We start from the raw sequence: 26,473 nt of genomic DNA, 5'->3' as shown, positions 1-26,473 counted from the left end.
CGGGGGCGGACATGGGCCGGTCGGCGGTCTACTGCCGTGTCAGCACCACCAGTTCCGCGTCGTGGTCGGCGCTCCACGTGAACGGCAGCCCGTAGTGGAGCAGATGGGCGCCGCTGTACGTGGTCGCCGACGCGGCGTCCCGGTAGCGGGCGGCCGGGTCGAGGCCGCGCAGCCGGAGCCGGGCCGGACGCCCCGGGACGAGCGGGGATCCGTCCAGGCGGCCGGTGCTGAGCGCCGCGACGACGGTACGCGCGTCCGGGCCGTCGTACTGGACGCCGCAGGTGGCGTCCAGCGGGCTGCCCAGGAGCCGGGCCTCGCCGAGGTGGACGACATCGCGCACCTCCTTGTAGCGGGCGATCCAGCCGGCGGCCTCGGCGCGCTGCCCGGCGTCCCACTGCCGCAGGTCGGCGCCGATACCGAGGACTCCGCACATGGCGGCCACGAAGCGGAAGGCGAGGCTGCGCGGACGGGGGTCGAAGACACCGGGGGCGTCGGTGACCCACGAGCTCATCACATGCGGGGCATGGGCGTGCAGGAAGCCGTACTGGACGGCCAGCCGGTCCAGGGGCGCGGTGTTGTCGCTGGGCCAGACCACGTCGGTGCGGGCGAGGGTCGCGTGGTCGATACGCCCGCCGCCGCCCGCGCACCCCTCGACGGTGACCCGGGGGTGGGCGGTGCGCAGATGGTCCAGGACACGCAGATATCCGGCGACGTGCTGGGCGTCCAGGTCGAGACGGTCTGCGGGACCGGCGCCGGGGCGGCCGCGCTCGGTCGGCGGCCGGTTCATGTCCCATTTGAGGTAGCTGATGTCATGGGCGGTCAGCAGCCGGTCGAGGGTGGCGATGACGAAGTCCTGGACGTCGGTCCGGCCCAGGTCGAGCAGGAGCTGGTTGCGCACCAGGCGGGTGGGGCGGCCGTCGATCCGGTACACCCAGTCGGGGTGGTCGGCGTGCAGCCTGCTGCCGGGGCTGACGGCCTCCGGCTCGATCCACAGGCCGAAGTCCAGGCCCAGCGCGCGTACGTCGGCCACGAACTTGTCGAAGCCGGACGGAAAGGCCGCCGGGTCCGGATACCAGTCGCCCAGCCCACCGGTGTCGTCGGCACGGCCGGTGAACCATCCGTCGTCCACGACGAACAGCTCGGCCCCGATGTCCGCGGCCGTCTTCGCCAGTTCGAGCTGCGCCGCCGCGTCGACGTCGAAGGTGGTGGCCTCCCAGGAGTTGTAGAGGACCTTGCGGGGGCGGTGCAGGCGCTCGCCGGTCAGATGGCGCTCGTAGCGGTGCCAGACGCGGGACAGCCCGTCGAGCCCTTCGGCGCTGAAGGCGCAGGCGAGGCGCGGTGTGGTGAGGGTGTCGCCGGGCGCCAGGCGCACCAGGCCCTCGTGCGGTACGCGGCCGGCGCGTACGCGCACCGCGCCGCCCGGCTCGGCCTCCGCGGTGATGTGCCAGTTTCCGGGCCACTCCAGCGCCACGCCATAGGCGGGAGGGTCCCCGGGGTCCGCGGCGTCCTGGACCGCGAGCCAGGGCGCGTAGGCGTGTCCGGGCACGCCCTGGCTGCTGCCCATGGTGAACGCGCCCCTGGTCAGGGTGAGTTGGGTGCGCTGGAATTCCTGCGACCACTGGCCGGCGAGGTACGTCAGCCGGGCACCGGCGGTGACGGGGACGTTCACGGCGGCCGAGTCGAACCGCTCCAGCCGCAGCTCCTCGTCGCCCGTGCAGGTGAGCTCGGTCCAGCGGTGGATGACGTCGGTGCCGGGCACCGTGGCGTAGCACAGCACCGTACGCAGGCCGAGCAGGCCGTCGGTGAAGGTGAGCCGCAGGGTCCCCGGCCCTTCCTCGGCGCCCTCGAACTCCCACCACACTCCCCGCTCCGCACCCGGGCGCCCCGCCACCAGGTCGGCCCCGGTGAACGGCCGCAGCCCGTACGGCAGATACTCGGCGGGCGCGGCATCGGCGGGCGTGATGAAGTGGGTGCGCCTCGACCAGTCCAGCGCGGACGGGCCGGTTTCGACGCCGGGCGGCCCCCACGCGTCGAGCTCGGCCCACGGGCCGTCGGGGGAGAGGCGGACGGTGTAGCCGGTGTGCTCGGTGCGCAGGGTCCAGCGCTGGTACGACGTCATTTCACCGCCCCGAGGTTGAGCCCGGCCACGAAGTGGCGCTGGAAGCGGAGGAAGACGGCCACGGTGGGCGCCGCGGCGATGACGGACCCGGCCGCGATCACGTTCCACATCGACACGAACTGGCCCTGCAGCCCGATCAGGGCGCCGGTGATGGGCATCTTGCTGTCGCTGCGCAGCACGGTGATCGCCCACAGCAGGTCGTTGAAGATCCAGGTGAAGGACAGCGCGCTGAGCGCGGCGAGCGCCGGGCGGGTGAGCGGCAGGATGATCCGCCAGAAGATCTGCCAGGGACCGGCGCCGTCGATGACGGCGGCCTGCTGGATCTCGACCGGGATCGACCGCATGAACCCGTGCAGGACGAAGACGTAGAAGCCGACGCCGAAGCCGATCTGCACCCCGATGAGCGCGGGGAGCGTGTCGTAGACGCCCATCAGCTCGCTCAGCTTGGAGACGGGGATGAGCAGGATCTGCGGCGGGAGCAGGTTGCCGCCGAGCATGAGCAGCAACAGGGAGCGGCGGAAGGGCACCTCGTAGCGGCTGAGGGCGAACGCGGCCATGGCGGCCAGGGTCAGCGTCACCAGCACACACGGAATGGTGACGACCAGGCTGTTGATCAGGGCGCGCTGCTGCCCGCCGTCGACCCAGGCCTGACGGAAGTTGTCGAGGGTGAAGGAGCGGGGCCAACTGCCCAGGCCGTGGACGGCGATGTCGTCGAAGGAGCGCAGGCTGGTCACCAGGACCAGGGCGATGGGCAGCAGCCACAGGACGGCCAGCGCACCGGCGCCCAGGTGGAATCCGGCGGTCGCGGCGCGCTTGCGGCGCACGGCGGTGGAGGTGGCGGACATCAGTCGGCCTCCCGGAAGGCACGCACGAGGTAGGAGGCGATGACGCCGAAGGCCAGGACGAAGATGACGACCGCCAGCGCGGAGCCGTATCCCAGCCGCAGGGACTGGAAAGCGGTGGAGTACATGTAGGTGCTCAGCAGTTCGGACGAGTGGTAGGGACCGCCCCGGGTCAGCGACCACACGACGTCGAAGGAGCGCAGCGAGTCGATGATGATCACGGACAGGACGACGGCGTTGACGCCGCGCAACTGTGGCAGCGTCACATAGCGGAGGCGCTGCCAGGGCCCGGCGCCGTCGACCTTGGCCGCCTCGTACAGGGCCGGGTCGATGCCCTTGAGTCCGGCGAGGTACAGCACCATCACATAGCCGACCTGGCGCCACAGCGCGGGCACGATCACCGCGTACAGGGCGGTGTCCTGGTCGGCGAGCCAGGCGTGGCGCAGGCTGTCGAGGCCGACTGATTCCAGGAGCTGGTTCAGGACGCCGTCGGGCTGGTAGATGGCCTGCCAGACGAGGGCGGTGGCGACCAGGGAGAACACGACCGGCAGGAACAGGGCGGCGCGGTAGAAACCGACGCCGCGGCGCTCCTGCTGGAGGAGGAGGGCCGCGCCGAGGCCGAGGAGTGCGGACAGCCCGCCGAACAGCACCAGCCACAGCACGGTGTCGACGGCGGCGGTGCGGAAGACCTCGTCGTGGGCCATCTCGCGGAAGTTGCCGAGGCCCACGAACTCGGGCGCCGAGACGCCGTCCCAGTTGGTCAGGGCGAGGTAGAAGCCCTGGAGCGCGGGCCAGAAGACCCATACGGCCTCGGCGAGCAGCGGGACGAGGAGGAAGGCGAGCACCAGCGGGGGTGTGCGCCGAGGGCCCCGGGCCCGCCTGCCGCGGGGCGGCGGCGGGGCCGGGGAGGTGCGTTCGGGGGCGGTGAGGACGGCCACGTCAGGCCCGCCAGATCTTCTCGGCGTCGCGCTGCCAGTTGGTGAGGATCGATCCGACGCTCTTCGGCTTGGCGATGAACTTGGTCAGCGCGGTGTCCGTCGCGGGCTGGAGGGCGTCGCTGGAGTCGCGATTGAAGAACTGGGTGATCTCCGCGGCCTCCTCGATGTGCTTGCGGCCCTTCTTCACCAGCGGCGTCCCGGCGTCCTTCGCGTCGGGGTGGCAGGGCAGGGCGGTGCCCGAGGAGCCCTTGATGTAGATCTCCTGCGCCTCGGCCGTGGCGAGATAGCGCAGCAGGTCGAAGACCTCGTCCCGGCGCCCGGTGCGGGCGCTGGCGAAGTATCCGTCGGTGGGCGCCTCCTCGGCGAGCGGGACCTTGGGGTCGATGACCGGGAAGCGGAAGAAGTCGATGTCGTCGAGGGCGTTCTTCGGCACCGCGTCGGCGAAGAAGGTGCCGATGAGCATCATGCCGCTGCGGCCGTTGAGCAGGGCGGTCGTGGCGTCCTGGAAGGCCACGGCGGTGCCGTTGGGGTCGAAGTACGGCAGCACCTCCTGCCAGCGGTCGAAGACCTTGTGCACCTCGGGGTCGTCGAAGCGGTGCTTCCCGGCGAGGAGCTCGCGGTGGTAGGGGGCGCCGTTGATCCGTATGTTCAGGTAGTCGAACCAGGCGGACGCCACCCAGGTGGTGTTGCCGCCCGCGCCCAGGCCGATCGGGGCGACGCCCTTGGCCTTGAGCTTGTCGCACAGGTCGAGGAAGTCGTCCCAGCTCTTCGGCTCGCTCACGCCCCACTTGGCGAAGTTGGACTTCCGGTAGAACATGCCCCACCAGTAGTAGGTGGTGGGGACGAAGACCTTCTTGCCGGAGGCCGCGGTGCACAGCTTGTTCAGCGCCTTGGAGTAGCGCTTGAGATCGGGCGAGGCCCACACGTCGCTGAGGTCGAGCAGCAGGTTTTTCTTCGCGTAGGCCTCCGCCACCGAGCCGGGGTACCAGGTGAGCACATCCGGCGGATTGGCCGAGGTCAGATACGTCGGAAGCTGGGTGCGGAAGGTCTCCGCGGCGACCGTGTTGAGGCTCGCGCGCCCGGAGCCCTGCTTGGCGTATGCGGCGACGAGGTCCTCCATGGCCGCCTTCGCCTGCGGGGCGGACAGGTTGGACTGGAGGGTCGCCGCGCCGCCCCCGGAGGAGCCCTTGCCGGATGAACTGGCGGTGACACAGCCGCTGAGCAGTGCTGTGGTCCCGGCGGCGCCGAGGCCGGCGAGAAGCAGTCGACGGCTGGGGTGTTGGTTCGTCATGGAGTGCTCCTTGTGGATCCACTCGGCGGGCCCGGCTGCTTGCTGCCCGCCGGGCCCCCGCTCGCGGCGGATCCAGATTCGCGTGGCGCTCGCACCACGTCAAGATTAATACCTAATTTATTTGAATTGGGTTCGGTGCACCGAACCGTCGATCCCGCGGTACACGGCGTCGATCACACCGTCCTGGCCCGCGACCGCCCCGAGCGCACCGTCGAACGCGGCGCTGGGGAACTCCTGCCGCTTGTCCCACCCCTGCCAGGCGCCGTTCTCGTACCGCTGCAGCCAGAGCGTGTAGTCGCCGCCCCGGGCGAACAGCACCACCGCGTCGCCGACGGCGACCAGCGTCGGGCTGCCGCTGACGGTCCCGCCGAGCGAACTCCACGCCGACCACTGCCCGGAGGTGTCCCGCGACCGCGTCCACACGTCGTCGGCGGCGGTGCGCACGGCCAGCTGAACGCGGCCCTGCGCGTCCACGACGGCCGACGGCCTGCCGTACGTCGGCCGGTCGCCCGGCGCGCCGAGCGACGACCAGCCGGACGACGGCCCCCGCTGCGTGATCCGCCCGTCGGCGCCGCGCGCGAACAGCGTCCAGTGGGTGGCATCGGTGAAGGCGACGGAGGGCGCGTCGGTCAGCTTCCCGCCGAGGTCCTGCCAGGCGCCCCAGCGCCCGTGCGAGAACACCCGCCGGTACGCCCGGGAGTCGGCACCCCGCACGAAGACGTCGATCCGCCCGCCCGCCGAGGCGTACGCGGCGGGCTGGCCGAGGATCTTCCCGTGCGCCGGGCCGCCGAGGTCCCGCGTCCTGCCATCCGCCTGCTGGACGAGCGATCCGCCCGGCCCCCGGAAGTACGTGGTCAGCGCCTCGCCGTCACGTACGACGGCCGGGCTCGCCGTGGCCTTCGCGCCCAGGTCGGTACCGGGGAGGGCGTCCTCACCGGTGAGCCTGAGGAACGCGGTGCCATGCGCGGGTACCTCGACGGTGTACGAGCCGGTGTGCGTCCCACGGTCGGCACGCGCCCGCAGGTCACGGACCGCGACCGCGCCGCCCAGTGCCACATCGGCGAAGTTCACGGTGCGCTCGACGGGCTGGTCCGAGCGGTTGAGCAGGACGACCGCACGCCGGCCGTGACCCGAGAGGACCTTGCTGTAGACATCGCCGACGGAGTCGGTGGCCACCCGCACGCCCTGGACGGCCAGCGGGTCCTGGTCGACCGCGATGATCTCCGGGTTGCGCAGCGTCCGGAGCATCGAATCGGACAGGGCGCGCGGGTCGGAGCCCAGCACGAGCGGCGAACCCATCTCGGCCCACATCACGAACTGCGTGGTGGACTCCTCCTCCGTCAGCTCGTACGACCCGTCGGTCATGCGGCGCATCGGGATCAGATAGTCCGGGTCGTTGTAGTGGCCGGGCCCCTGGGCCTCGGGGTGCCAGGCGTTGGCGTCCATGTTGCGCAGCACATTGGGCCACTGGCCGGGGCTCGGAGTGCCCCAGGCGATATCGGTACCGGTGCGCCAGGAGTCCCCGGTCGTCGGGCCGTAGGCGTAGGTGTTGTGCGCGTCCTGCTCGGGGGTGTGCGGCAGGCCCCAGTCGTCGGTGAGCGGGTTGCACAGGTTCAGCAGCATCCGGCGTCCGGACTTCGCGACCGCGTCGCTGAACTCCTTGAACGCCGGGCCCGGGTCGAGCTTCTCGCCGATGCCGCACAGGAAGTCGACCTTGATCGCGTCGACCTTCCAGTGGGCGAACTGCCGTGCGTCCTCGGTGTAGTGGCCACGGCTGCCGAGGCCGCAGCTCTTGCCACCGTCGTAGGTGCCCGCGTCGGTGTAGATCCCGGCCCGCAGACCGCGTTGATGCAGGTAGGAGACGAGGGCCGGGATGCCGGAGGGGAACCGGTCCGGGTGGGGCGCCAACCGCCCCTGTGCGTCCCGGGGGTCATCGGCCTGCCAGCCGCCGTCCAGCCACACGATGTCGTATCCGCTGTTGCGCAGCCCGCTGCTGACGAGCCGGTCGGCGACCGCGCGCACCTCCTTCTCGGTGGGCGCCCCCAGTCCGTAGTAGGTGTTCCACCCCATATAGGGCGTCGGGGCAAGCCCGCTGTCGTAGTAGTCGGGCGCCCCCTGGTCCACGGCGGGGGCGGCCATGGCCATGGGGGCCGCGGTCGTGGCCAGGACCAGGGCGATCGCGGTCGCGACGGCGCCGCGGGTGAGCGTTCGGTGGCGGGGTCTGTGCGCGGGCGGGTGTGAAGTCACGTGCCTCTCCGGAGGGTTGGGAAGCAGGAGGAGACATGACGCGGCCGCCCTCGGACGGGCGTCGACGGCGTCACGGCGATGACTGTGGCCCGCGACCGAAACCCTGTCAAGAATTATTCCTAATTTATTCAAACAGCTCTCCGGGGAGCGTCGGCCCTCTAGGAGCGGCTGCCGCGCCCGAAGTGAAGCCATCCACAGCTTTTATCGCAAGCCTTCAAAACATAAATGCTGTTGAGGGAAGACCTTGAGGGCCCTGATCGCTGCAACCCACGAGACCTTCTCGCCCAAGGCGAGCGAGGAGGCTCGCACGAGGCGAAGGAGAGGCTCATGGCACAGGCGTTCATCACGGGCGGTTCGGGGTTCATCGGCCAGGTGCTGGTACGCCGGCTCCTCGACGAGGGGCACACGGTCCGTGTTCTGGTCAGAAGCGAGGCGTCGGCCGCGAAGGTGTCCGCGCTGGGCGCGGAGCCTGTACGCGGTGAGTTGACCGACCCGGCCACGTGGCGGGACCAGGTGACGGACAGCGACGTGGTGTTCCATCTCGCTGCCGAGACGGATGTCACCGCTGACCGTCCGCGTCATGAACATGTATCGGTCCGCGGCACCCGGGCAGCCGTCGATGCGGCCCGCCACGCGCAGGTTCCTCGGTTCGTCCACTGCGGGAGCGAGGCGGCCCTCCTGGCCGGTGACCCGCTCGTTGACGTCGATGAAACCGCGCCGCTGCGACCGGACTCGCAAGCCGCCTACTGCGCGACAAAGGCCGCTGCCGAGAAGATCGTGCTCGACGCGAACGCCCCCGGCTTCGCCACGGTGTCGATCCGCCCCCGGTTCGTCTGGGGCCCCGGCAGCATCCTCATCGAGGGCCTGGTAGCCGCGGCGAGGGCGGGACAGTTCGCCTGGATCGACGGAGGCCGGCACACGACCGACGTCACCTTTGTCGACAACGCCGTCGAGGGACTCATCCTCGGATGGCTGCGCGGCCGGCCGGGCCAGGCGTACTTCGTCACCGACCAGCACCGGGTCATCCTGCGCGAGTTCATGGAGACGTTGTTCGGGATCTATGGCGTCGATACGCCGATCCCCGACCTGGACGCCGAGACCGCCGCCCACGAGGTGCCCGTTCCCGCCCGGTGGTTCCTCGGGCAGCCGTGCACTCTGCGGACGGACAAGGCCGTGGCCGAACTCGATTACCAGCCCATGGTTTCCCATGCCACCGGTCTGGACGCCGTCAGGAACTCGGTGGCCGCCGACGGCGCGTGAAACTGCCACACATGGCGCCCGTCGCGGGCCGACAACACGCTTTCCCGCACTGGCCACAGCGCGCCTGAATTTTCGATACAGCTGATCCGGCGAACGGAAGCCGGTTATTTGGAGTGCGATATGTTCGAAGCTGTCAATTGGCCCGAGGCCATGGTTCCCAGCCGCTCACCGATTCACTTCACCAACGAGCTCGAGGTCGAAGCCTCTCCTGAAAGGATTTGGTCCCTGCTCGTGGATCCCAAGGCTTGGCCCAGCTTCTACCCGGGCGTCGAGCATGTCCGGTTGCTTGACGGCCACGAGTCGCTGCGCCTTGGCACACGGTTCGAAACCAACCTGGCCGGACAGGATGTCTTCGCGTCCGTACAGGAGTTTGAGCCTGTGTCGCGCATCGCCTGGGGTGGCTACCCCAAGGTCTCGGAAGAATCCAAGGCCCATCATGCCTGGATCATCACACCCACTCCCAAGGGGTGCCATCTCTGGACGGAAGAGACGATGCAGGGCCCGCACTGGATCGAAATGGCGAAGCCGGCACCCGACGTCTATTGGCGCACCCACGAGCAGCTTCTTGCGGCGCTTGCCGAGGTCGCGACCGATCCTGGATACGCCGCCGTACGTTCCTGATCAACATCTCAATACCGAGGCCCAACACCGCTACGCCGGCGACGATGTCGCCGGCGTAGCGGTGTTGGGCCTCGCCCCTGTCCATGCAGTTATGCGAGTCGATTCGCAGGCTTCGCCGCTTCCGCCTCCGCCTCCGCGGCGCGGGCGAGGAGTTCGACCCAGTCCTGGTGATAACGGTAGAGCGCACCGGGATTCTTGCGCCCGAGCTCCTCGAGGAAGAAGGGGCCCTGCTGTGTTTCCTCGCTCAGCACGTGACAACCGTCGTCCGTGGGCGTGATGACCCAGCCGTGGTACGCACTTGAACCGGTTTCGTCGCCGTCGACGAACGTCTCCCAAGAGAGCCTGCTGAAGGGCTCGTGCTCCGTCACCCTCAGACTCATGGGAAACCCAACCGTCACCCGGCTGTACTGGGTTCCGAGCGCCAGTTCCGGCTCGCCGCCAAGGATTTTTACCTGGTCCTCGGGAGGAAAGTAGCTCGACCAGTTCTCGGCGTCGACGAGCAGCTTCCATACCACCTCAGGTGGCGCCTTCACGTCGATGTCGTTGAGCGCGTAGATGGCTGACGTCTTCGGGTCGTATCGCTCGGGCCAATTCACCTTGTCATACACCGATGGTTCTCCTTCTCAGGCGTTCTGGAGATTCAAGGAATGTCAACTGGTGGGACTGTGGATTGATTCCTCTATCGCCCGGGCTTTGACCTTCGTATTTGTTATGACTCGCCCTTACGGGGTTGATGGCACCCATTCGACCCGGACGGCCGGCGAACGGCTTCAAGGTGTCGCCGCCGATGCCTGTCGCAGCGAGCAGTACGCCCGCTTTCACCCGAGTGTCGGTCTTGTCGGGGCCGGGCTGCCCGTCCGCGCCGACAACGCGTGCGCCGAGCAGCATGCTGACGGTCCGTCCGCCCCAGGAGTGTCCGGCCAGGGGCCGCGGCGACGATGTGGTCGAGTTCGTCGAGTACGCGCTCGACGTCCTGGACCCGGATGCGCCAGATGTCGGGGTACCGCGGGTCGGCGGGAGTGATGCCGAGGGTCAGCGAATCGAGGAATGTGGGCTGATCGCAGTGGTCGATGCGGGAACGGTGCGCGGGGCGGCCGAGTCGGGTGCGGGCATGTGGAGCTGCCTTTCGGTTGCGATGCGCGCCGTGTCCATGGGGGAATACATGCGTCGCCGGCGCAGGTCCGACGACATGAGCCACCGGATACGCGGTTAAGCGGAGCGACGTTCCGAATATATGGAGCGGCGGCGTTCCGCTTGGCAAGCGCGGTCGTAGGACAGGAGCGCCCCGTGAGTGAAGGCGACAAGCCGTTGTCGACCACCCCGAGCTCCGCCAAGCGCGCGGACGCCCGGCGGAACGAGAGGGCTCTGCTCGATGCCGCGGCGTCGGTGTTCGTCACGGACGGAGTGGACGCGCCGGTGCGCCGGATCGCCGCCGCGGCGGGCGTCGGCATGGGCACGATCTACCGCCACTTCCCCACGCGCGCGGACCTCGTCGTGGCCGTGTATCGGCACCAGGTCGACACCTGTGCCGAAGCCGGGCCCACCCTGCTTGCGACGGCGACGTCACCGTTCGCCGCGCTGCGTCAATGGGTGGAACTCTTCGTGGACTTCCTGGCGACCAAGCACGGGCTCGCCGCCGCCATGCGCAACGATCCCGACGGCTTCACCGCCCTGCACGCGCTGTTCATCGAGCGCCTCGTGCCGGCTCTCGCCGATATCCTCAGCGCCGCCCGGGACGCGGGCGAGGTCACGGCCGACATCTCCCCGTACCAGTTGATCCGCGCGATCGGCGACATCTGCGCGGGCGGAGAGAGGGTTGATCCGAAGTACGACGCGCGCCTCACCATTCGGCTGCTGCTCGACGGATGCCGACGGTAGAGGCCGGGTCACCAGGGTCCGGAGGGGGTCTTCCGCTGCCGACGCGGGCGCCGGCAGCGGGCCCGGCCGGTCTTGCCGGCCGCCGGTCAGGGCTGGATGTTCTCCAGGTCCTCCAGGAGGGACGGGTGCTTCGGCTCCCAGCCGAGCGCCTGTCGGGTGTGGATGCTGGACGAGGGCTGGTCGGTCGCGAAGATCGGGCCGAGGGGGGCGTAGGTCTCCGATGACACCGACTCGACCGGCAGGCCCAGCCGTCGGCCGATGACCGCGGCGATATCACGCACGGTGTCTCCCTCGTCGGCCACGGCGTGCCAGGAGCTGCCGGCCGGTGCCTGCTCCAGGGCGAGCCGGAAGAGGACCGCCGTGTCGAGTGCGTGCACGGCCGGCCAGCGCTGTGCGCCGTCTCCTGGGTAGCCGGATATTCCGGTCCGGCGTGCGATGTCGGTCAGCAGACCGGCGAACCCGCCCGTGCCCTGGTTGTGAACCGTGCGCGGCAGGCGTACGGCCGTGCTCCGGACCCCGCGCGAGGCCAGGCCGAGGGCCGCCGTGACCGCGCGGCCGCGGCCGCCGACCGGCCCATCGGTCATGAGGGGGTCGGCCTCGGTGGAGGCGCGGCCCGGCGCATGGGGCGTACCCGAGACGGTGACGAAGGGGCGGTCGCTGCCGACGAGCTCCTCGCCGAGGGTCGCGATAGCGGCGCTTTCCTCGGCGACCGCCTTCGCGAGGGCGTCGGGGCTGCTGAAGTCGTTGGCGAAGGCGAGGTGGATCACCCCGTCGGCCTGCGCGGCGCCGGTGCGAAGGATGTCCAGATCGGCGAGAGCTCCTCGGAGCGGCTCGGCGCCGGCCGCCTCGGCGGCCAGTGCGGACGCGTCGGAGCGGGCGAGCGCGAGGACGGTGTGGCCGCTGCCGAGCAGCTCGGCGATGACGGCGGACCCGATCAGGCCGGTGCCGCCGGTGACAAAGACGCGCATGGAAATTCTCCCGCGAGTGATGGGACTCTTGTCCCGTCACTATAGCCGAGTGATGGGACAAGAGTCCCATCGCCTATGATGAGCCCATGGGCAGGTGGGAACCAGGGGCGCGCGAACGCCTCGTCGTGGCTGCGGTCGACCTGTTCACCGAGCAGGGGTACGACGCCACGACGGTTGCGCAGATCGCCGAGCGCGCCGGGGTCACCAAAAGCACGTTCTTCCGGCACTTCCCCGATAAGCGCGAGCTGCTGGTGGCCGGGCAGGAGACGCTGAGCCGGCTGCTGGCCGAGGGGATCGCCGAGGCGCCCGAGGGCGCCAGTCCGCTCGAGGCGGTCGCTGCCGGTCTCGAGCGCGCCTCGAGTGCGATGGGCCCCATCAATCGAGAACTGGTCCCTCGTCTGAAGGCGGCCGTCGCCGCCAGCGCCGAGCTTCAAGAGCGTGACGCCCTCAAAAGCGTCAGCCTCGCGGCCGCGATGACAACCGCTCTGGTCGCCCGTGGCGTACCCGATCCGACCGCGGCTCTCGCGGGCGAACTGGGCCTCCTCGCCTTCAAGCGGGGGTACGCCGAATGGTCCGAGGGTGACCGTGACGGCAAGGACGAGCTCGCCGGGTACGCCCTGGCGGCCCTGGACGAACTGCGTGCGGCCAGCGCGTCGCTGGGCTGACCGGACGACCTCACGGTGTTGTCCATGGACTGGATGGCTTCACGCGCCGGATGTGCGGCAGCGGCGGGCGCAGGTGCGCTCAGCCGGGAAGGCTGACGCCGAGAGAGAAGTTGTAGTTCCCCACGCCATGGCGGCCCAGGCCCATCATCAGCAGGCCCGCTCCCTCCAGCCACCGCGCCATCTTCAGGTCGCCGGTGTCCAGCGGGCGCAGTCCGATGCTCTCGATGAACGCGGACATGCTCGCCTTGGCCTGCGCGTCGTCGCCGGCCATGAACACGTCCAGCGGGCGGTCCTCGGCCAGGACATGGCCGAAGATGGTGTTGAACGCCTTGACGACATGGGCGCTCTCGGGGGCGGCCTCGGCGATCTGCTGCGCGAGGGCGGTGCCGTCAGGGGTGACCAGCCCGGTGGCAGTGGGGTTGAAGGGGTTGGTGATGTCGACGATGACCTTGCCGGCCAGCGCGTCCCCGTACTGACTGACGACCGGCGCGGCGCTGGTGGCGGGCACGGCGAGGATGACGATGTCTCCGGCCGGGGCGGCGCCGATTTGTCCCGCCGTGGCGCCGCGGCCGAGCGCGTCGACCACGTCGGCGGTCTTGGCCGCGTCACGGCCGATGATCTCGACGGCGTTGCCGCCATCGAGCGCGCGGGTGGCGAGAACGCGGGCCATTTGTCCCAGGCCGATGATGCTGATGTTGCTCATGTGAGTGCTCTCTTCCTTGTCGCTGCTCTGTACTTGTGCGGCTTCGGCCGGGTTCAGGACCAGCGCGCTCCGCCGTCGACGTGGAGGGTCTCGCCGGTGATGTACGGGTTGATCAGCAACGCGCGGGCGGCGGCCGAGACGTCGGAGGGATCCCCGACCCGGCCCACCGGCGCGGAGGTTGCGATGTGCCGGAACCACTCCTGCTTGTCGGGTACCGCGGTGTCCCAGTTGCTGGTGTCGATCACGCCGGGCGAGATGGCGTTGACACGCGTGGGCGCCAATTCGACCGCGAGGGCGGACGCAAGCGTGCTCACGCTGCCGTTGGTGGCCGCCATCGCCACGAGTCCCGGCGACGGCCGCCATGCGGCCAGGCCGGAGAAGAACAGCAGCGACCCGTTCTCGGCGATCAACTGGGCGAAGTGCTTGGCCAGCAGGATCGGGCCCACGACCTTGGCGTCGAAGGCCGCGAGCAGCGCGCGGCGCTCAAGGGAGGCGACCGGTCCGTTGCTCCGCTCCGTGGCGACGCTGACGAGATGGTCGAGTCCGCCGTCGGCCCTGACCTGATCCGCGGCTGCCTTGATCGACTCCTCGTCCGAAAGGTCGAGGGCGATGGGCCGGACGGTATCCCCGATGGACTTCGCCGCGACGGTCGTCTTCTCGATGTTCCGGCCCGCGAGCGTGACCCGCGCGCCCTCCTGGAGGAGATCAGTGGCCAGGGCGGCAGCGATGTCCGAGCTGCCTCCCACGATCAGAACGCGTTTGTCCTTCAGTGAATACGGCATCGAATGCTCCACGCATGTAGCGCAGGACAGGCGGTGCACCCGTCCTCGTCGGCCAGTCCAACAGCCAGGGAGGTACGAGTCCTTCCCGTCGGAGCATCGATAAAAATACGCGTTGCCATAGATTCTTCTCATGCCAGAAGGGGTAGGGCCTTACATCGACGTCATTCATGCTTCAGTCCGCTGCGATAAGATTGATATATGGCTACCCTTCGGGCACTGGAGTGCCTTGTCGCGGTCGCGGACTCCGGATCGATCACGCAGGCCGCCCTGCTGCTGCATTCGTCGCAGCCCGCTGTCTCTCACCAGATCGCCTCCCTGGAACGCGAGGCCGGAACGATCCTGCTTCGACGTGAACCCCGGGGGGTCAAGCTCACTCCCGCAGGGCGTGCCGCCGTCGCGGATGCCAGGCGGGCGATCGAGGCGGCCGCCTCCGCGGTGCGGTCGGCACGTGCGGCGGGGCAGGCGGCCGGAGGAGTGCTGCGGCTGGTCAGTGCGCAGAGCCTCAGCGTGGCGCTGCTCGCCCCGGTCATTCGCCAGTGGGACCGCCGCCACCCGGACGTGGCGATCACTCTGCGCGAGTCCACGTCGATGGACGAGGCACTCGGCCTCGTCGACTCCGACGAAGCCGATGTCGCCCTGTTGCCCACTCCCTCGTCCGACCGCTTCACGATCACTGCCGTCGCCGAGGAAGAGATCGTGCTGGCGACGCCCAACAGCCACCCGCTGGCCCGGCAACCGGCCGTACGCCTTGAGGATCTGGAAGGGGCGCCGCTCGTTCACTTCGCACCGGACAACGGCCTCAGCGCCTGGCTCGACCAGTCCTTCGCCCGCGCCGGAGTCCGCCTGGAGACGGTGATGAGGACATCGGTGACGACCGCGGCACCACAGCTCGCGGCCGCCGGTCTGGGAGTCGCCGTATGCCCCGTGAGCGCGGTCAGTGACGGCTTTCCGGGCGCCGTGCGGCCGTTCTCGCCGCGGTGGGTCAGGCAGTTGGTGGCGGTGACGTCCGGAGAACCGGATCCGCTCGTCGCACGGTTCATCGGCAACCTGCGCAGTCACGGCGTGCGTGTGCCTCGCGGTGTGCGGACTCAGCTCGCGGAGGGCGGCGCGTCGGCCGCGACGCCAGGGCCGTCCTCCTGACCATCGCCGCGCGACCAACCCCAGCAGGCGAGTTCATCTCCGGCAAGAAGTGCCACGGCTGCCGCCGCACCTCCTCCTGACGTGCTGCCTCGCAGGTCGGACCGGGTGCGGCGGCAGACGCTGGGTCAGATGTCGCGGAAGGTCTCGATCTGGGCGCCGATCGAGTTCAGCCGCTCGGCCAGGTCCTCGTAACCCCGGTTGATGACGTACACGTTGCGCAGGACCGAGGTGCCCGGCGCGGCCATCATCGCCAGCAGGACGACCACCGCGGGGCGCAGGGCGGGCGGGCACATCATCTCGGCGGAGCGCCAGCGGGTCGGGCCCTCGACCAGGACGCGGTGCGGGTCGAGGAGTTTGACGTGGGCGCCGAGCCGGTTGAGCTCGGTGAGGTAGATCGCGCGGTTGTCGTAGACCCAGTCGTGGATCAGCGTCGAGCCCTGGGCGACGGCCGCGATCGCCGCGAAGAAGGGCACGTTGTCGATGTTGACGCCGGGGAACGGCATCGGGTGGATCTTGTCGATGGGGGCCTGCAGCTTGGACGGCCGCACGGTCAGGTCGACCAGCCGGGTGCGGCCGTTGTCCGCCGCGTACTCCCGGCCGCGCTCGTGATCCAGCCCCATCTCCTCCAGGACGGCCAGCTCGATCTCCAGGAACTCCACCGGCACCCGGCGGATCGTCAGCTCCGACTCGGTGATCACGGCGGCGGCCAGCAGGCTCATCGCCTCGACCGGGTCCTCGGAGGGCGAGTAGTCCACATCGCGGTCGATGTGGGCGACGCCGTGGACGGTCAGCGTCGTGGTGCCCACGCCCTCGACCTTGACGCCCAACTCCTCCAGGAAGAAGCAGAGATCCTGGACCATGTAGTTGGACGAGGCGTTGCGGATCACCGTGACGCCGTCGTGCCGGGCGGCCGCCAGCAGCGCGTTCTCGGTGACGGTGTCGCCCCGTTCGGTCAGCACGATGGCGCGGGTGGGGGCGACCGAGCGGTCGACCGCGGAGTGGTACATCCCGTCGGTGGCGGTCACTTCGAGGCCGAAGTGGCGCAAGGCGGTCATATGCGGCTGAACGGTACGGGTGCCGAGGTCGCAACCGCCCGCGTAGGGAATCCGGAAGTGGTTCATCCGGTGCAGCAGCGGACCGAGGAACATGATGACGCTGCGCGTCCGGCGGGCGGCCTCGGTGTCCATGGCCTCGAGGTCCAACTTGGCGGGCGGCACGATCTCCAGATCGGCGCCGTCGTTGATCCAGCGGGTGCGTACGCCGATGCTGCCCAGGACCTCGAGGATCCGGTAGACCTCCTCGATCCTGGCGACTCTCCGCAGTGTCGTACGGCCCGCGTTGAGCAACGTGGCGCACAGCAGCGCCACACACGCGTTCTTGCTCGTCTTGACGTCGATGGCACCGGACAGACTCCGGCCGCCGACCACCCGAAGGTGCATCGGGCCCGCGTAGCCAAGGGAGACGATCTCGCTGTCCAGGGCCTCGCCGATCCTGGCGATCATCTCAAGGCTGATGTTCTGGTTTCCCCGCTCAATGCGGTTGACCGCACTCTGGCTTGTGCCGAGCGCCTCCGCGAGCTGGGACTGGGTCCAGCCTCGGTGTTGGCGGGCGTCACGGATGAGCTTGCCGATACGTGCGAGGTAGTCGTCAGTCATGCAGAAGAGGCTATCTCACATATGAGATGCGCACGCGACCGGAGGGGGCGGAGGAGTGACGGCCGTCCGGGTGTGTTTCCTCTCGTTGGCGCGCGCTCAGCCGCCCGCCTCGCAGGCGGCTGCCGCCCATCAGAACTCGGAGGTGTCCAGCTCCAGATCGAACGGCTCCGGGAGCGCGAGGGGGGTGCCGAAGGGGTGGGGGCCGTCCACCTTGGTGTAGCCAAGGCTCCCTGGTACGGAATAGAGCGTGCAGGCGCGCTGCTGCCGGTCGACCAGCAGATACAGCGGGGCGCCGTACTCGGCGTAGCGCCGCCGCTTGACGATCCGGTCGGTGTCCCCGTTCGAGTCGGAGGTCACCTCGACGACCAGGAAGGTCTGGTCGGGAAGCAGGGCTCCTCCGCCTTTGGCGAGCTCGCGTGGCACAACGGCCAGATCCGGTACGTACCAATTGCTGCTGCCCGGCAAGTCCAGATTTCCCGACCCAGCTCTGCAGTCGAGCTTGCGCATGACCGGCCCGATCTGTTCGCGGATCACGTCGGCGGCGTTCTCGTGGTCCCATGTCGGTGACAACTGCTCGATGACCCCCTCCACGATCTGCACCCGGCCATCCCCCCGGATGTGCTGGATCGCGTACTTCAATGCGGTTTCGGGGTCGTCGGCCACATACGAAGCCGTTTCCGAATGGGGTTGCGCGCTCATCGGTCCTCCACCAGGCGTCGTCACTGCAGCATGACGACTGCGCAAGGTCTATCGCAATCCTCCATGAGCTTGGGTAAATGTGCCCAGCGATCACCCGTACCGGTGACGATCCCCCGTCACCACCGCCGCCAGCGTCCGCGCCGGGCCGTCGACCGCGGGGCCGTGGAGGAGTTCGGTGCGGTGGACCAGGCGAGGGGCGATCAAGGGGGCCGTGACGATGCCGGGGGCGCCCTTGGTGGCGGGGTGGGGGAGGAGGGTCAGGCCGTGGCCCGCGGCGGTGAGGGCGACGAGGCCGCGTACATCGGTGCCCTCGTACGTCAGCGAGGCACGGAAGCCGCCGCTCCGGCTCATCGCGCGCAGTTGTGCGAGCGGCATGGCGGCGTCCGGGGCGTCCAGCCACTGGGCGTCGGCGAGGTCGGCCAGCCGCAGGCCGAGCCGGCGGGCCAGCGGGTGACCGGTGGGCAGGGCCACCACCAGTGGGGCCTCCGCGACCGTGACCGCGGTGAGCGGACCCACCTCGGGCAGCGGCAGGGCGTCGGCGGGGGTGGCCGGGCCGTCGACCAGCCCCAGGTCCAGCACCCCGGACGCCACCGCCGCCGGGATCTCCCGGCGGCCGAGGATCCGCAACGAGGCCCGGATGGCCGGATGCGCCTGGCGCACCCGGTCCAGGGCCGCGGCGATTCTCGGGGTCATCGCCAGCGGCGAGGCCCCCACCACCAGCCGGGCGGCGCCGGACCCCGACAGCCGCTCGACGTCGGCCCGCGCCGCGTCCAGCCGCAGCAGCAGCGGACCGGCGTGTTCCAGCAGCCGTGCGCCCGCGCTGGTGAGCATGACCGGCCGCCGGGTCAGCAGTGACGTGCGCAGATCCGCTTCGAGGGACGCGATGTGCTCGGAGACCGCCGCCGGGGTGAAGCCCAGCTCATGGGCGGCGTCGGAGAAGGATCCGCAGCGGGCCACGGAGACGAACGTGCGGAGCAGGTGCGGGTCCATGGCAGCAGTATCGCGGGGGCCGGGGCGGCTCAGTTCCGAACTCGGGGGTGACCGGGGCCGGTTCGGGCCCGGCCGTCGTCCGTTCCGGGGCCGTCGGTCGCGTCCGCGCACATGCTCATGGCCTCAGGTCTAACGCGGAACGCCGTCATCCGGGGCCCTTACGGCAAGCGGTCACCCTTACCGGTGAACGCCGGTGAGCACCCATGAACCGACCCGGGGGCGCGCTCGCACCCGGGCAGGGCATGACCGCGCGGGGGCGATGTATTAGAGTTATCTCGACATCGAGATATCTGCTGGAAGGCACATCGCCGCCCCGCGCCGGTAAGGCTTGCCTAACTTAGCCATACCTTAGCGGATCGGCGCGGGCATGTGACGGCAGCATTGCGGTGGTACGCGCGAAATCATGCATGAAGGAGACTGTCGTGTCGGCGAACAGCTTCGACGCCCGCAGCACCCTGCAGGTGGGCGACGAATCGTACGAGATCTTCAGGCTGGACAAGGTCGAGGGGTCGGCCCGGCTTCCATACAGCCTGAAGGTTCTGCTGGAGAACCTGCTCCGCACCGAGGACGGCGCGAACATCACCGCCGACCACATCCGCGCCCTGAGCAACTGGGACTCGCAGGCCCAGCCCAGCCAGGAGATCCAGTTCACGCCGGCCCGCGTGATCATGCAGGACTTCACCGGTGTGCCGTGTGTGGTGGACCTCGCCACCATGCGTGAGGCCGTCAAGGAGCTCGGCGGCGACCCGGCGAAGATCAACCCGCTGGCCCCGGCCGAGCTGGTCATCGACCACTCCGTGATCGCCGACAAGTTCGGCACCAACGACGCCTTCGCCCAGAACGTGGAGCTGGAGTACGGCCGCAACAAGGAGCGCTACCAGTTCCTGCGCTGGGGCCAGACCGCGTTCGACGAGTTCAAGGTCGTCCCGCCCGGCACCGGCATCGTCCACCAGGTGAACATCGAGCACCTGGCCCGCACCGTCATGGTCCGGGGCGGCCAGGCCTACCCGGACACCCTCGTCGGCACCGACTCCCACACCACCATGGTCAATGGCCTCGGCGTGCTCGGCTGGGGCGTCGGCGGCATCGAGGCCGAGGCCGCGATGCTGGGTCAGCCCGTCTCGATGCTCATCCCGCGCGTCGTCGGCTTCAAGCTGACCGGTGAGCTGAAGCCCGGCACCACCGCCACCGACCTCGTGCTGACCATCACCGAGATGCTGCGCAAGCACGGTGTCGTCGGCAAGTTCGTCGAGTTCTACGGCGAGGGCGTCTCCGCCACCTCGCTCGCCAACCGCGCCACCATCGGCAACATGTCGCCGGAGTTCGGCTCCACCGCCGCGATCTTCCCGATCGACGACGAGACCCTGAACTACCTCAAGCTCACCGGCCGCTCCGAGCAGCAGGTCGCGCTCGTCGAGGCGTACGCCAAGCAGCAGGGCCTGTGGCTCGACCCGGCCGCCGAGCCCGACTTCTCCGAGAAGCTGGAGCTGGACCTGTCGACGGTCGTCCCGTCGATCGCCGGTCCCAAGCGGCCGCAGGACCGCATCGTGCTCGCCGAGGCGGCCGAGAAGTTCGCCCAGGACGTCCGCGCCTACCTCCCCGTGGCCGACCTGGACGAGGCCGGTGAAGAGTCCTTCCCGGCCTCCGACGCCCCGGCCGTCTCCAACGGCGTGCCCACCAAGCCGACCCTGGTCACCGCCCCCGACGGTTCGACGTACGAGATCGACCACGGCGCCGTCACCGTCGCCGCGATCACCTCCTGCACCAACACCTCGAACCCGTACGTCATGGTCGCCGCCGCCCTGGTGGCCAAGAAGGCGGTCGAGAAGGGCCTGACCCGCAAGCCGTGGGTCAAGACCACCCTGGCCCCGGGCTCGAAGGTCGTCACCGACTACTTCGACAAGGCGGGCCTGACCCCCTACCTCGACAAGGTCGGCTTCAACCTCGTCGGCTACGGCTGCACCACCTGCATCGGCAACTCCGGCCCGCTGCCGGACGAGGTCTCCAAGGCCGTCAACGAGGCCGACCTCGCCGTCACCTCGGTGCTCTCCGGCAACCGGAACTTCGAGGGCCGGATCAACCCCGACGTCAAGATGAACTACCTGGCATCCCCGCCGCTGGTCGTCGCGTACGCCCTCGCCGGTTCGATGAAGGTGAACATCACCACGGACGCGCTGGGCACCGACCAGGACGGCAAGCCGGTCTTCCTCGAGGACATCTGGCCGACCGAGGCCGAGGTCAACGACGTCGTGGCCAACGCCATCGGCGAGGACATGTTCAACAAGTCCTACCAGGACGTCTTCGCCGGTGACGCGCAGTGGCAGGCCCTGCCGATCCCCACCGGCAACACCTTCGAGTGGGACGCCGAGTCCACCTACGTGCGCAAGCCCCCGTACTTCGAGGGCATGACCATGGAGACGAGCCCGGTCCAGGACATCGCGGGCGCCCGCGTGCTGGCCAAGCTGGGCGACTCGGTCACCACCGACCACATCTCCCCGGCCGGTGCGATCAAGGCCGACACCCCGGCCGGCAAGTACCTCACCGAGCACGGTGTCGAGCGTCGTGACTTCAACTCCTACGGCTCGCGCCGGGGCAACCACGAGGTCATGATCCGCGGCACCTTCGCCAACATCCGGCTGCGCAACCAGATCGCGCCCGGCACCGAGGGCGGCTTCACCCGCGACTTCACGCAGGCGGACGGCCCGGTCTCGTTCATCTACGACGCGTCGCAGAACTACCAGGCCGCCGGGACCCCGCTGGTCATCCTGGCGGGCAAGGAGTACGGCTCCGGCTCGTCCCGCGACTGGGCCGCGAAGGGCACCGCGCTGCTCGGCGTCAAGGCCGTCATCGCCGAGTCGTACGAGCGCATCCACCGCTCGAACCTCATCGGCATGGGCGTCCTGCCGCTCCAGTTCCCCGAGGGGGCCTCGGCGGAGTCGCTGGGCCTGACCGGCGAGGAGACCTTCGACGTCACCGGCGTCACCGCGCTCAACGAGGGCGGCATCCCGGAGACCGTCAAGGTCAAGGCCGGCGCGGTGGAGTTTGACGCCAAGGTGCGCATCGACACCCCCGGTGAGGCGGACTACTACCGCAACGGCGGCATCATGCAGTACGTGCTGCGCTCGCTGATCCGCAAGTAAGCACGGCTTAGGGCGGCGGCTTACGGCAGCGGCGACGGGCCGCACCCCCGGCGGGGGTGCGGCCCGTCCGCGTACCAGATGCCTTGCGATCAGAGAAACGTCCCGGACGGGATGTAGGGCATCGGCGGCGGCATGCCCCGCAGACACACATAGCCGCTCGTGGACAGCTCGAGCCCGGCCTCCAGCCCCACGTCCACCGCCCACTGCTGCTCGGCCGTCAGCGCCGCGACCCGGGCGTCGGTGCCCTCCGGAAGGCACAGCAGCGCCGCCGTCAGCAGCCGTTTCGCCAGCCGCCGCGAGGTCGCGGCCAGCAGCTCGACCTTGCCGTCCTCGGCGACATAGCAGTAGCCGCTGCCCGCCAGGTCGTCCACGACCAGCAGTCGCCGCTGGCGCACGAGCAGTTCGTGGTCGGCGCCGTGCGCGCCGCCCCGGGTGCGGCGGTCCACCGAGTCCAGCAGATCCCGGTGGCGGGCCAGGCCCTCGTGGACGGCGCCGTCGGGCGGGGACAGCCGCTCCTTGGTCTCCGGTCCGACGGTGCCGCGCAGCCGCATCGCCGGATGCAGCGCGAATCCCGCACGCCGGTAGGTGCTCGCCGCGCGCGGATCCTCCGATCCGCAGATGATGCCGCGCAGGCAGCCCCGTCCGTACAGCAGCGCGGCGGCCAGCAACTCACGGCCCACGCCCTGCCGTTGGGCCCGGGGCAGCACCGCGAGCAGCGCGAGCCCCCAGGTGCCCTCGCGCCGCGCGGACAGCGCTACGCCGAGCGGCATACCGGCGCCGTCCAGGGCGATCCAGCAGCCGCCCGGGTCGGTACGGGCGAGATGCCGGTGCCGGTCGTGGATCTCGGTGATGTACCCCGGCGGCCATCCGTCCTTGCCCGCGAGGGCGGCGGCGTCCCCGAAGGCGGCGGCCACCACCTCCCAGGCGGCCTCGGCGTCCTCGTCGGTGTCGCGTAGCTGGCGGAGGATCATGAGCCCATGATGGCGCGTCCGGTGAGGGGATTGTCGGTACGCGGAAGCGGCTTGCTCGACCGGCGAACGCGACAACGTTGTCAGCATGACTTTAACGATCAGTACGCCGCCAACCGGGTGTCCCTGTCAAGACCGTTCGCGCACTCTTACGGCCGACGGCCCCCGTGCGGTACGGTCCCCACGGCTTGTTCGACCCGGTGATCGCGGCCCTTCCGACAAGGTGGGACCGCAATGCCCTCAAGACCCCTGGCCGCCCTGGCGGCCGCGGCCCTGACCGCGGGGCTCCTCGCCACCGCGGCCGGCGCGCCCGCTTCGGCCGCTCCGCCGCCGACGCTGGTCAAGGATCCGGCGGCGTACGTCGATCCGCTGATCGGCAGCTCGGCCGGCGGCAACACCTTCCCCGGCGCCGTCGCCCCCTTCGGCATGCTGTCGTGGAGCCCGGAGAACACCCGCGGCGACGCCACCCGTACCGCCGCGCCCGGCGGCTACCACTACGACGCCACCCGCGTCCGCGGCTTCAGCCTCACCCATATGTCCGGCACCGGCTGTGCGGGCGGCGCGGGGGACATCCCCTTCTTCCCCCACGTGGGCGAGGTCACCTCCTCACCCGCCGCCGACACCAAGGACCAGGTCTACGCCTCCGACTTCAGCCACTCCGACGAGACCGCCGAACCCGGCCGTTACAAGGTCTCCCTCGCCTCCGGCGCCGGGGCGGAGCTGACCGCCACCGCCCGTACCGGCTCGGCCCGCTTCAGCTACCCCGCGGACAAGACCGCCTCCCTGCTGATCCGCACCTCCTCCTCGGAGGTCGGCAGCAGCGACGCCGACCTCACCATCGACCCGGCGCACCGCACTGTCTCCGGCTCGGTGACCAGCGGCAACTTCTGCGGCTATCTCGACCCCGAGGGGCGCCGCAGCTACTACACGCTGCACTTCACCGCCACGTTCGACACCGCGTTCACCGCACAGGGCACCTGGCAGGACGGCACGCTGCGGCCCGGCACGACCAGCGCCGAGGGCGGCTCCGGCGGCTTTGGCACCGACGGCCGCCCGGTGGCGGGGAAGGGCTCCGGCGGCTATCTCCAATTCGCCCCGGGCACCCGCCGGGTGGGCGTCAAGGTCGGCATCAGCTACGTCGACGACAAGGGCGCCCGGGCCAACCTCGCCGCCGAGAACCCGCCGCGGCGCGGCTTCGACCAGGTGCGCACTGCGGCGTACGACGCCTGGCGGCGGCAGCTTTCCGCCATCCGGGTCGGTGGCGGCGCTGACGCGGACCGTACCGCCTTCTACACCGCGCTCTACCACTCCCTGCTGCACCCCAACGTCATCAGCGACACCGACGGCCGCTACCGGGGCAGCGACGGTGAGGTGCACCGGGTGAGCCGGGGCCACCGGGCCCAGTACGGCACCTTCTCCGGCTGGGACATCTACCGCTCCCAGCTCCAGCTCCTCACCCTGCTGGAGCCGGAGGCGGGCTCCGACATCGCCCAGTCCCTGCTGAACCTCGCCCAGCAGAACGGCGGCGTCTGGGACCGCTGGCTCCAGGGCGCCTCGGGGACGCATGTGATGAACGGCGATCCGTCGGCCGCCGCCCTCGCCGGGATCCGTGCCTTCGGCGGCGGCGACTTCGACCTCGACGCCGCCCTCGACTCGCTTCTCAAGGCGGCCACCGTGCCGACGGAGAAGGACCTCAGCCCGGCGGGCAAGCCCATCATGTCGGCCGGCCAGCGGCCCTCCCTCGACAAGTACCTCAAGCTGCACTACATGCCGTCCGTCTCCAACGCGTGGGGCGGCGCGGCCGAGACCCTGGAGATGTCCGGCGCGGACTTCGCCCTCTCCCAGCTGGCGCGGGCCGCGGGCCGTAAGGACACCGCCGACACCTTCGCGCACCGCGCCCAGTGGTGGCAGAACAACTTCAACGCCGCCGCCGACCCGGAAACCGGCGGCTATATCGCCAACCGTAAGGCCGACGGCAGTTGGGTCACCGGCTTCACCCCGGCCACCGGCAACGGCTTCGTCGAGGGCACCAGCGCCCAGTACACCTGGATGGTCCCGCACAACCCCGCCGGTCTCTTCGCCGCGATGGGCGGTAAGGACGCCGCGATCAAGCGCCTGGACGCCTTCTTCCACGGCGCCGACGGGGGCTGGGCGCTCACCGGTAAGGGCGGTGAGAAGTCCGAGCTGGACAACGAGCCGTCGATCAACGTCCCCTATCTCTACGCGTACGCCGGGCAGCCGTACAAGACCCAGGAGACCGTGCGCGCCGCGATGCGTCAGCTGTGGACCACCAAGCCCGACGGCATCCCCGGCAACGACGACCTCGGCGAGATGTCCTCCTGGTACGTCTTCTCCGCCCTCGGCATGTACCCGCAGGTGCCCTCCCGCGCCGAACTCGTCCTGGCCTCGCCCCTCTTCCCGCGGATCGAGATCGACCGCGGCGCCCGGGACATCTCCATCCGCGCCCCGCAGGCCGCGCCCGACGCGCCGTACGTCCAGTCGCTGAAGGTGAACGGGCGGGCGAGCGACCGCCCCTGGCTGCCGGAGTCCTTCGTACGGCACGGCGGCACGCTGGACTACACCCTGTCCGACGCCCCCGACCACGCCTGGGGCGCGTCCCCGTCCGACGCCCCGCCCTCCTTCCGCGAGGGCGAGCAGCCGTACCAGATCGGGGTCGGGCCGACCACGGGCACGCTCGCCCCGGGCGAGAGCCTGACCGTGAAGGTGGCCGCCGTCCCGGTCGGCGAGGGCGACCGCCCCGAGGTGCGCTTCACCACCGACGCCCCCGACGGGCTCACCGCCTCACCCGCCTCCGGGACGGTGGGCCCGGACGGCACGGCGGAGATCTCCCTGCGCGCGGGGAAGGATACGGCCGAGGGCTTCTACGACGCGAAGGTGACGGTGACCAGCGAGGACACCAAGGTCGTCCAGCCGATCACGCTGACCGTCGCCGCCCCCGGCACTCTGCTCGCCGCGTACAACAACACCGGCGCGACCGCCGACGACGGCGAGCACGACGAGGGCGACTACGACGGCGGCGGCTGGAGCTACTCCCGCCAGGCCCTCGCCGCCGCCGGCCTGGAGCCGGGCGCCAAGGGCACCACCCAGGGCCTGGACTTCACCTGGCCCGCCTCCCCGCCCGGCCGCCCCGACAACGCCTCCGCCACCGGTCAGACCATCACCCTGCCCGAGTCCACCGGCCTCTCCTTCATCGGCAGCGCGGTCAACGGCAACCAGAAGGCCACCGTCAAGATCACCTACACCGACGGCAGCTCGGACGAGGCGGAGCTGGCCTTCACCGACTGGACGGTGGGTGGCGGCGGCGGAACGGTCCAGTACGGGAACGTGACCCTCGCCAAGACCGGCTACCGCAACATCAGCGGCGGCGACAAGGACGTGGTGGACGCGTACATCTTCGCCACGAAGGCGTTCCACGCGCCCGAGGGCAAGACGGTCAAGAGCGTCACCCTGCCCGACAACGCGGATCTCCACGTCTTCGCGATCGCCCGCGGCTGACGGACGCCCACGCACGGAACCGTCCTGATCCGCGCACCGACCAGCCGCTGG

Annotated in this window: 22 protein-coding genes; 8 read left to right on the top strand and 14 right to left on the bottom strand. The window is 70.1% G+C overall.

The annotated features are described in order from the left end of the window. Window positions 1–28: 28 nt before the first annotated feature. From J5X86_RS33900 to J5X86_RS33880, 5 genes are all read right to left on the bottom strand, one after another. On the bottom strand, window positions 29–2,119 hold the full coding sequence (locus tag J5X86_RS33900) for an alpha-galactosidase (protein ID WP_208520517.1): 2,091 nt from the start codon (window positions 2,117–2,119) through the stop codon (window positions 29–31). Then, window positions 2,116–2,964 (bottom strand): carbohydrate ABC transporter permease, encoded by an 849-nt coding sequence (locus J5X86_RS33895; protein ID WP_078644353.1) that lies wholly within the window; start codon window positions 2,962–2,964, stop codon window positions 2,116–2,118. Before J5X86_RS33895 ends, J5X86_RS33900 begins: the two co-directional genes overlap by 4 nt. Continuing rightward, window positions 2,964–3,899, bottom strand: coding sequence for a carbohydrate ABC transporter permease (locus tag J5X86_RS33890; protein WP_208520516.1), 936 nt, complete (start codon window positions 3,897–3,899; stop codon window positions 2,964–2,966). The genes J5X86_RS33895 and J5X86_RS33890 overlap by 1 nt, the downstream gene beginning before the upstream one ends. Window position 3,900: 1 nt before the next feature. After that, the gene (locus J5X86_RS33885; RefSeq protein ID WP_208520515.1) at window positions 3,901–5,190 is read right to left on the bottom strand and encodes an ABC transporter substrate-binding protein; all 1,290 of its coding nucleotides are present in this window, start codon (window positions 5,188–5,190) and stop codon (window positions 3,901–3,903) included. 117 nt (window positions 5,191–5,307) lie between these two features. Next, window positions 5,308–7,437, bottom strand: coding sequence for a glycoside hydrolase family 27 protein (locus tag J5X86_RS33880; protein WP_208520514.1), 2,130 nt, complete (start codon window positions 7,435–7,437; stop codon window positions 5,308–5,310). 327 nt (window positions 7,438–7,764) lie between these two features. On the opposite strand from J5X86_RS33880, the gene J5X86_RS33875 reads away from it, so the two are divergent. Beyond that, complete coding sequence (locus J5X86_RS33875) at window positions 7,765–8,697, top strand: NAD(P)-dependent oxidoreductase (protein ID WP_208520513.1); 933 nt, start codon at window positions 7,765–7,767, stop codon at window positions 8,695–8,697. A gap of 120 nt (window positions 8,698–8,817) precedes the next feature. Continuing rightward, window positions 8,818–9,318, top strand: a complete 501-nt coding sequence (locus J5X86_RS33870; RefSeq protein ID WP_208520512.1) for an SRPBCC domain-containing protein — start codon at window positions 8,818–8,820, stop codon at window positions 9,316–9,318. A gap of 89 nt (window positions 9,319–9,407) precedes the next feature. On the opposite strand, the gene J5X86_RS33865 is transcribed toward J5X86_RS33870, so the two are convergent. Beyond that, window positions 9,408–9,926 carry an SRPBCC domain-containing protein gene (locus J5X86_RS33865; RefSeq protein WP_208520511.1) on the bottom strand — a complete coding sequence of 173 codons (519 nt, stop codon included), beginning with the start codon at window positions 9,924–9,926 and terminating at the stop codon, window positions 9,408–9,410. Next, entirely contained in the window at window positions 9,919–10,206 is a 288-nt protein-coding gene (locus J5X86_RS52590; protein ID WP_208520510.1) for a hypothetical protein, read from the bottom strand. Before J5X86_RS52590 ends, J5X86_RS33865 begins: the two co-directional genes overlap by 8 nt. 52 nt (window positions 10,207–10,258) lie before the next feature. Here J5X86_RS52590 and J5X86_RS33855 point away from each other — a divergent pair, with 52 nt between their 5' ends. Together J5X86_RS33855 and J5X86_RS33850 are read left to right on the top strand one after the other, a co-directional pair. Beyond that, window positions 10,259–10,531 carry a hypothetical protein gene (locus J5X86_RS33855; RefSeq protein ID WP_208520509.1) on the top strand — a complete coding sequence of 91 codons (273 nt, stop codon included), beginning with the start codon at window positions 10,259–10,261 and terminating at the stop codon, window positions 10,529–10,531. Between the two features lie 74 nt (window positions 10,532–10,605). Beyond that, the gene (locus J5X86_RS33850) at window positions 10,606–11,196 is read left to right on the top strand and encodes a TetR/AcrR family transcriptional regulator (RefSeq protein WP_208520508.1); all 591 of its coding nucleotides are present in this window, start codon (window positions 10,606–10,608) and stop codon (window positions 11,194–11,196) included. Window positions 11,197–11,282: 86 nt separating this feature from the next. On the opposite strand, the gene J5X86_RS33845 is transcribed toward J5X86_RS33850, so the two are convergent. Then, entirely contained in the window at window positions 11,283–12,164 is an 882-nt protein-coding gene (locus J5X86_RS33845; RefSeq protein ID WP_208520507.1) for an SDR family oxidoreductase, read from the bottom strand. An 86-nt stretch (window positions 12,165–12,250) separates the two neighbouring features. On the opposite strand from J5X86_RS33845, the gene J5X86_RS33840 reads away from it, so the two are divergent. Next, entirely contained in the window at window positions 12,251–12,829 is a 579-nt protein-coding gene (locus J5X86_RS33840; RefSeq protein WP_208520506.1) for a TetR/AcrR family transcriptional regulator, read from the top strand. Between the two features lie 79 nt (window positions 12,830–12,908). Here the strand turns inward: J5X86_RS33840 and J5X86_RS33835 are convergent, their stop codons facing one another. Both J5X86_RS33835 and J5X86_RS33830 read right to left on the bottom strand, forming a co-directional pair. Further along, the gene (locus J5X86_RS33835) at window positions 12,909–13,532 is read right to left on the bottom strand and encodes an NADPH-dependent F420 reductase (RefSeq protein ID WP_208520505.1); all 624 of its coding nucleotides are present in this window, start codon (window positions 13,530–13,532) and stop codon (window positions 12,909–12,911) included. A 53-nt stretch (window positions 13,533–13,585) separates the two neighbouring features. Further along, window positions 13,586–14,314, bottom strand: coding sequence for an SDR family oxidoreductase (locus J5X86_RS33830; RefSeq protein WP_208520504.1), 729 nt, complete (start codon window positions 14,312–14,314; stop codon window positions 13,586–13,588). A 198-nt stretch (window positions 14,315–14,512) separates the two neighbouring features. On the opposite strand from J5X86_RS33830, the gene J5X86_RS33825 reads away from it, so the two are divergent. Further along, complete coding sequence (locus tag J5X86_RS33825; RefSeq protein ID WP_208520503.1) at window positions 14,513–15,454, top strand: LysR family transcriptional regulator; 942 nt, start codon at window positions 14,513–14,515, stop codon at window positions 15,452–15,454. A 125-nt stretch (window positions 15,455–15,579) separates the two neighbouring features. On the opposite strand, the gene J5X86_RS33820 is transcribed toward J5X86_RS33825, so the two are convergent. The 3 genes from J5X86_RS33820 to J5X86_RS33810 form a co-directional block, all read right to left on the bottom strand. After that, window positions 15,580–17,109 (bottom strand): UDP-N-acetylglucosamine 1-carboxyvinyltransferase, encoded by a 1,530-nt coding sequence (locus tag J5X86_RS33820; RefSeq protein WP_208520502.1) that lies wholly within the window; start codon window positions 17,107–17,109, stop codon window positions 15,580–15,582. A 129-nt stretch (window positions 17,110–17,238) separates the two neighbouring features. After that, window positions 17,239–17,808, bottom strand: a complete 570-nt coding sequence (locus J5X86_RS33815) for a Uma2 family endonuclease (protein ID WP_208520501.1) — start codon at window positions 17,806–17,808, stop codon at window positions 17,239–17,241. Window positions 17,809–17,898: 90 nt separating this feature from the next. Continuing rightward, window positions 17,899–18,798 carry a LysR family transcriptional regulator gene (locus tag J5X86_RS33810; protein WP_208520500.1) on the bottom strand — a complete coding sequence of 300 codons (900 nt, stop codon included), beginning with the start codon at window positions 18,796–18,798 and terminating at the stop codon, window positions 17,899–17,901. A gap of 422 nt (window positions 18,799–19,220) precedes the next feature. On the opposite strand from J5X86_RS33810, the gene acnA reads away from it, so the two are divergent. Then, the gene (gene acnA / locus J5X86_RS33805) at window positions 19,221–21,938 is read left to right on the top strand and encodes an aconitate hydratase AcnA (protein ID WP_308124800.1); all 2,718 of its coding nucleotides are present in this window, start codon (window positions 19,221–19,223) and stop codon (window positions 21,936–21,938) included. An 89-nt stretch (window positions 21,939–22,027) separates the two neighbouring features. Here the strand turns inward: acnA and J5X86_RS33800 are convergent, their stop codons facing one another. Beyond that, window positions 22,028–22,909 (bottom strand): GNAT family N-acetyltransferase, encoded by an 882-nt coding sequence (locus J5X86_RS33800; RefSeq protein WP_208520498.1) that lies wholly within the window; start codon window positions 22,907–22,909, stop codon window positions 22,028–22,030. 231 nt (window positions 22,910–23,140) lie between these two features. Between J5X86_RS33800 and J5X86_RS33795 the strand changes: the two genes are divergently transcribed. Then, window positions 23,141–26,422 carry a GH92 family glycosyl hydrolase gene (locus J5X86_RS33795; protein WP_208520497.1) on the top strand — a complete coding sequence of 1,094 codons (3,282 nt, stop codon included), beginning with the start codon at window positions 23,141–23,143 and terminating at the stop codon, window positions 26,420–26,422. The last annotated feature ends 51 nt before the right edge of the window (window positions 26,423–26,473 follow it).

Source organism: Streptomyces sp. NEAU-YJ-81, assembly GCF_017592595.1.
Taxonomy (GTDB): domain Bacteria; phylum Actinomycetota; class Actinomycetes; order Streptomycetales; family Streptomycetaceae; genus Streptomyces; species Streptomyces hygroscopicus_B.
The sequence above is the reverse complement of the archived record's forward strand: the minus strand, read 5'-3'. Positions and strand labels throughout refer to the sequence as shown.

What these genes read in the sequence shown, in the direction of transcription:
- J5X86_RS52590 (WP_208520510.1), bottom strand. Translation starts at nt 10,206, where the DNA reads ATGCTGCTCGGCGCACGCGTTGTCGGCGCGGACGGGCAGCCCGGCCCC.
- J5X86_RS33840 (WP_208520506.1), top strand. Translation starts at nt 12,251, where the DNA reads ATGGGCAGGTGGGAACCAGGGGCGCGCGAACGCCTCGTCGTGGCTGCG.
- J5X86_RS33875 (WP_208520513.1), top strand. Translation starts at nt 7,765, where the DNA reads ATGGCACAGGCGTTCATCACGGGCGGTTCGGGGTTCATCGGCCAGGTG.
- J5X86_RS33820 (WP_208520502.1), bottom strand. Translation starts at nt 17,109, where the DNA reads ATGACTGACGACTACCTCGCACGTATCGGCAAGCTCATCCGTGACGCC.
- J5X86_RS33885 (WP_208520515.1), bottom strand. Translation starts at nt 5,190, where the DNA reads ATGACGAACCAACACCCCAGCCGTCGACTGCTTCTCGCCGGCCTCGGC.
- J5X86_RS33810 (WP_208520500.1), bottom strand. Translation starts at nt 18,798, where the DNA reads ATGGACCCGCACCTGCTCCGCACGTTCGTCTCCGTGGCCCGCTGCGGA.
- J5X86_RS33800 (WP_208520498.1), bottom strand. Translation starts at nt 22,909, where the DNA reads ATGATCCTCCGCCAGCTACGCGACACCGACGAGGACGCCGAGGCCGCC.
- J5X86_RS33845 (WP_208520507.1), bottom strand. Translation starts at nt 12,164, where the DNA reads ATGCGCGTCTTTGTCACCGGCGGCACCGGCCTGATCGGGTCCGCCGTC.
- J5X86_RS33835 (WP_208520505.1), bottom strand. Translation starts at nt 13,532, where the DNA reads ATGAGCAACATCAGCATCATCGGCCTGGGACAAATGGCCCGCGTTCTC.
- J5X86_RS33870 (WP_208520512.1), top strand. Translation starts at nt 8,818, where the DNA reads ATGTTCGAAGCTGTCAATTGGCCCGAGGCCATGGTTCCCAGCCGCTCA.
- J5X86_RS33825 (WP_208520503.1), top strand. Translation starts at nt 14,513, where the DNA reads ATGGCTACCCTTCGGGCACTGGAGTGCCTTGTCGCGGTCGCGGACTCC.
- J5X86_RS33795 (WP_208520497.1), top strand. Translation starts at nt 23,141, where the DNA reads ATGCCCTCAAGACCCCTGGCCGCCCTGGCGGCCGCGGCCCTGACCGCG.
- J5X86_RS33895 (WP_078644353.1), bottom strand. Translation starts at nt 2,964, where the DNA reads ATGTCCGCCACCTCCACCGCCGTGCGCCGCAAGCGCGCCGCGACCGCC.
- J5X86_RS33830 (WP_208520504.1), bottom strand. Translation starts at nt 14,314, where the DNA reads ATGCCGTATTCACTGAAGGACAAACGCGTTCTGATCGTGGGAGGCAGC.
- J5X86_RS33815 (WP_208520501.1), bottom strand. Translation starts at nt 17,808, where the DNA reads ATGAGCGCGCAACCCCATTCGGAAACGGCTTCGTATGTGGCCGACGAC.
- J5X86_RS33900 (WP_208520517.1), bottom strand. Translation starts at nt 2,119, where the DNA reads ATGACGTCGTACCAGCGCTGGACCCTGCGCACCGAGCACACCGGCTAC.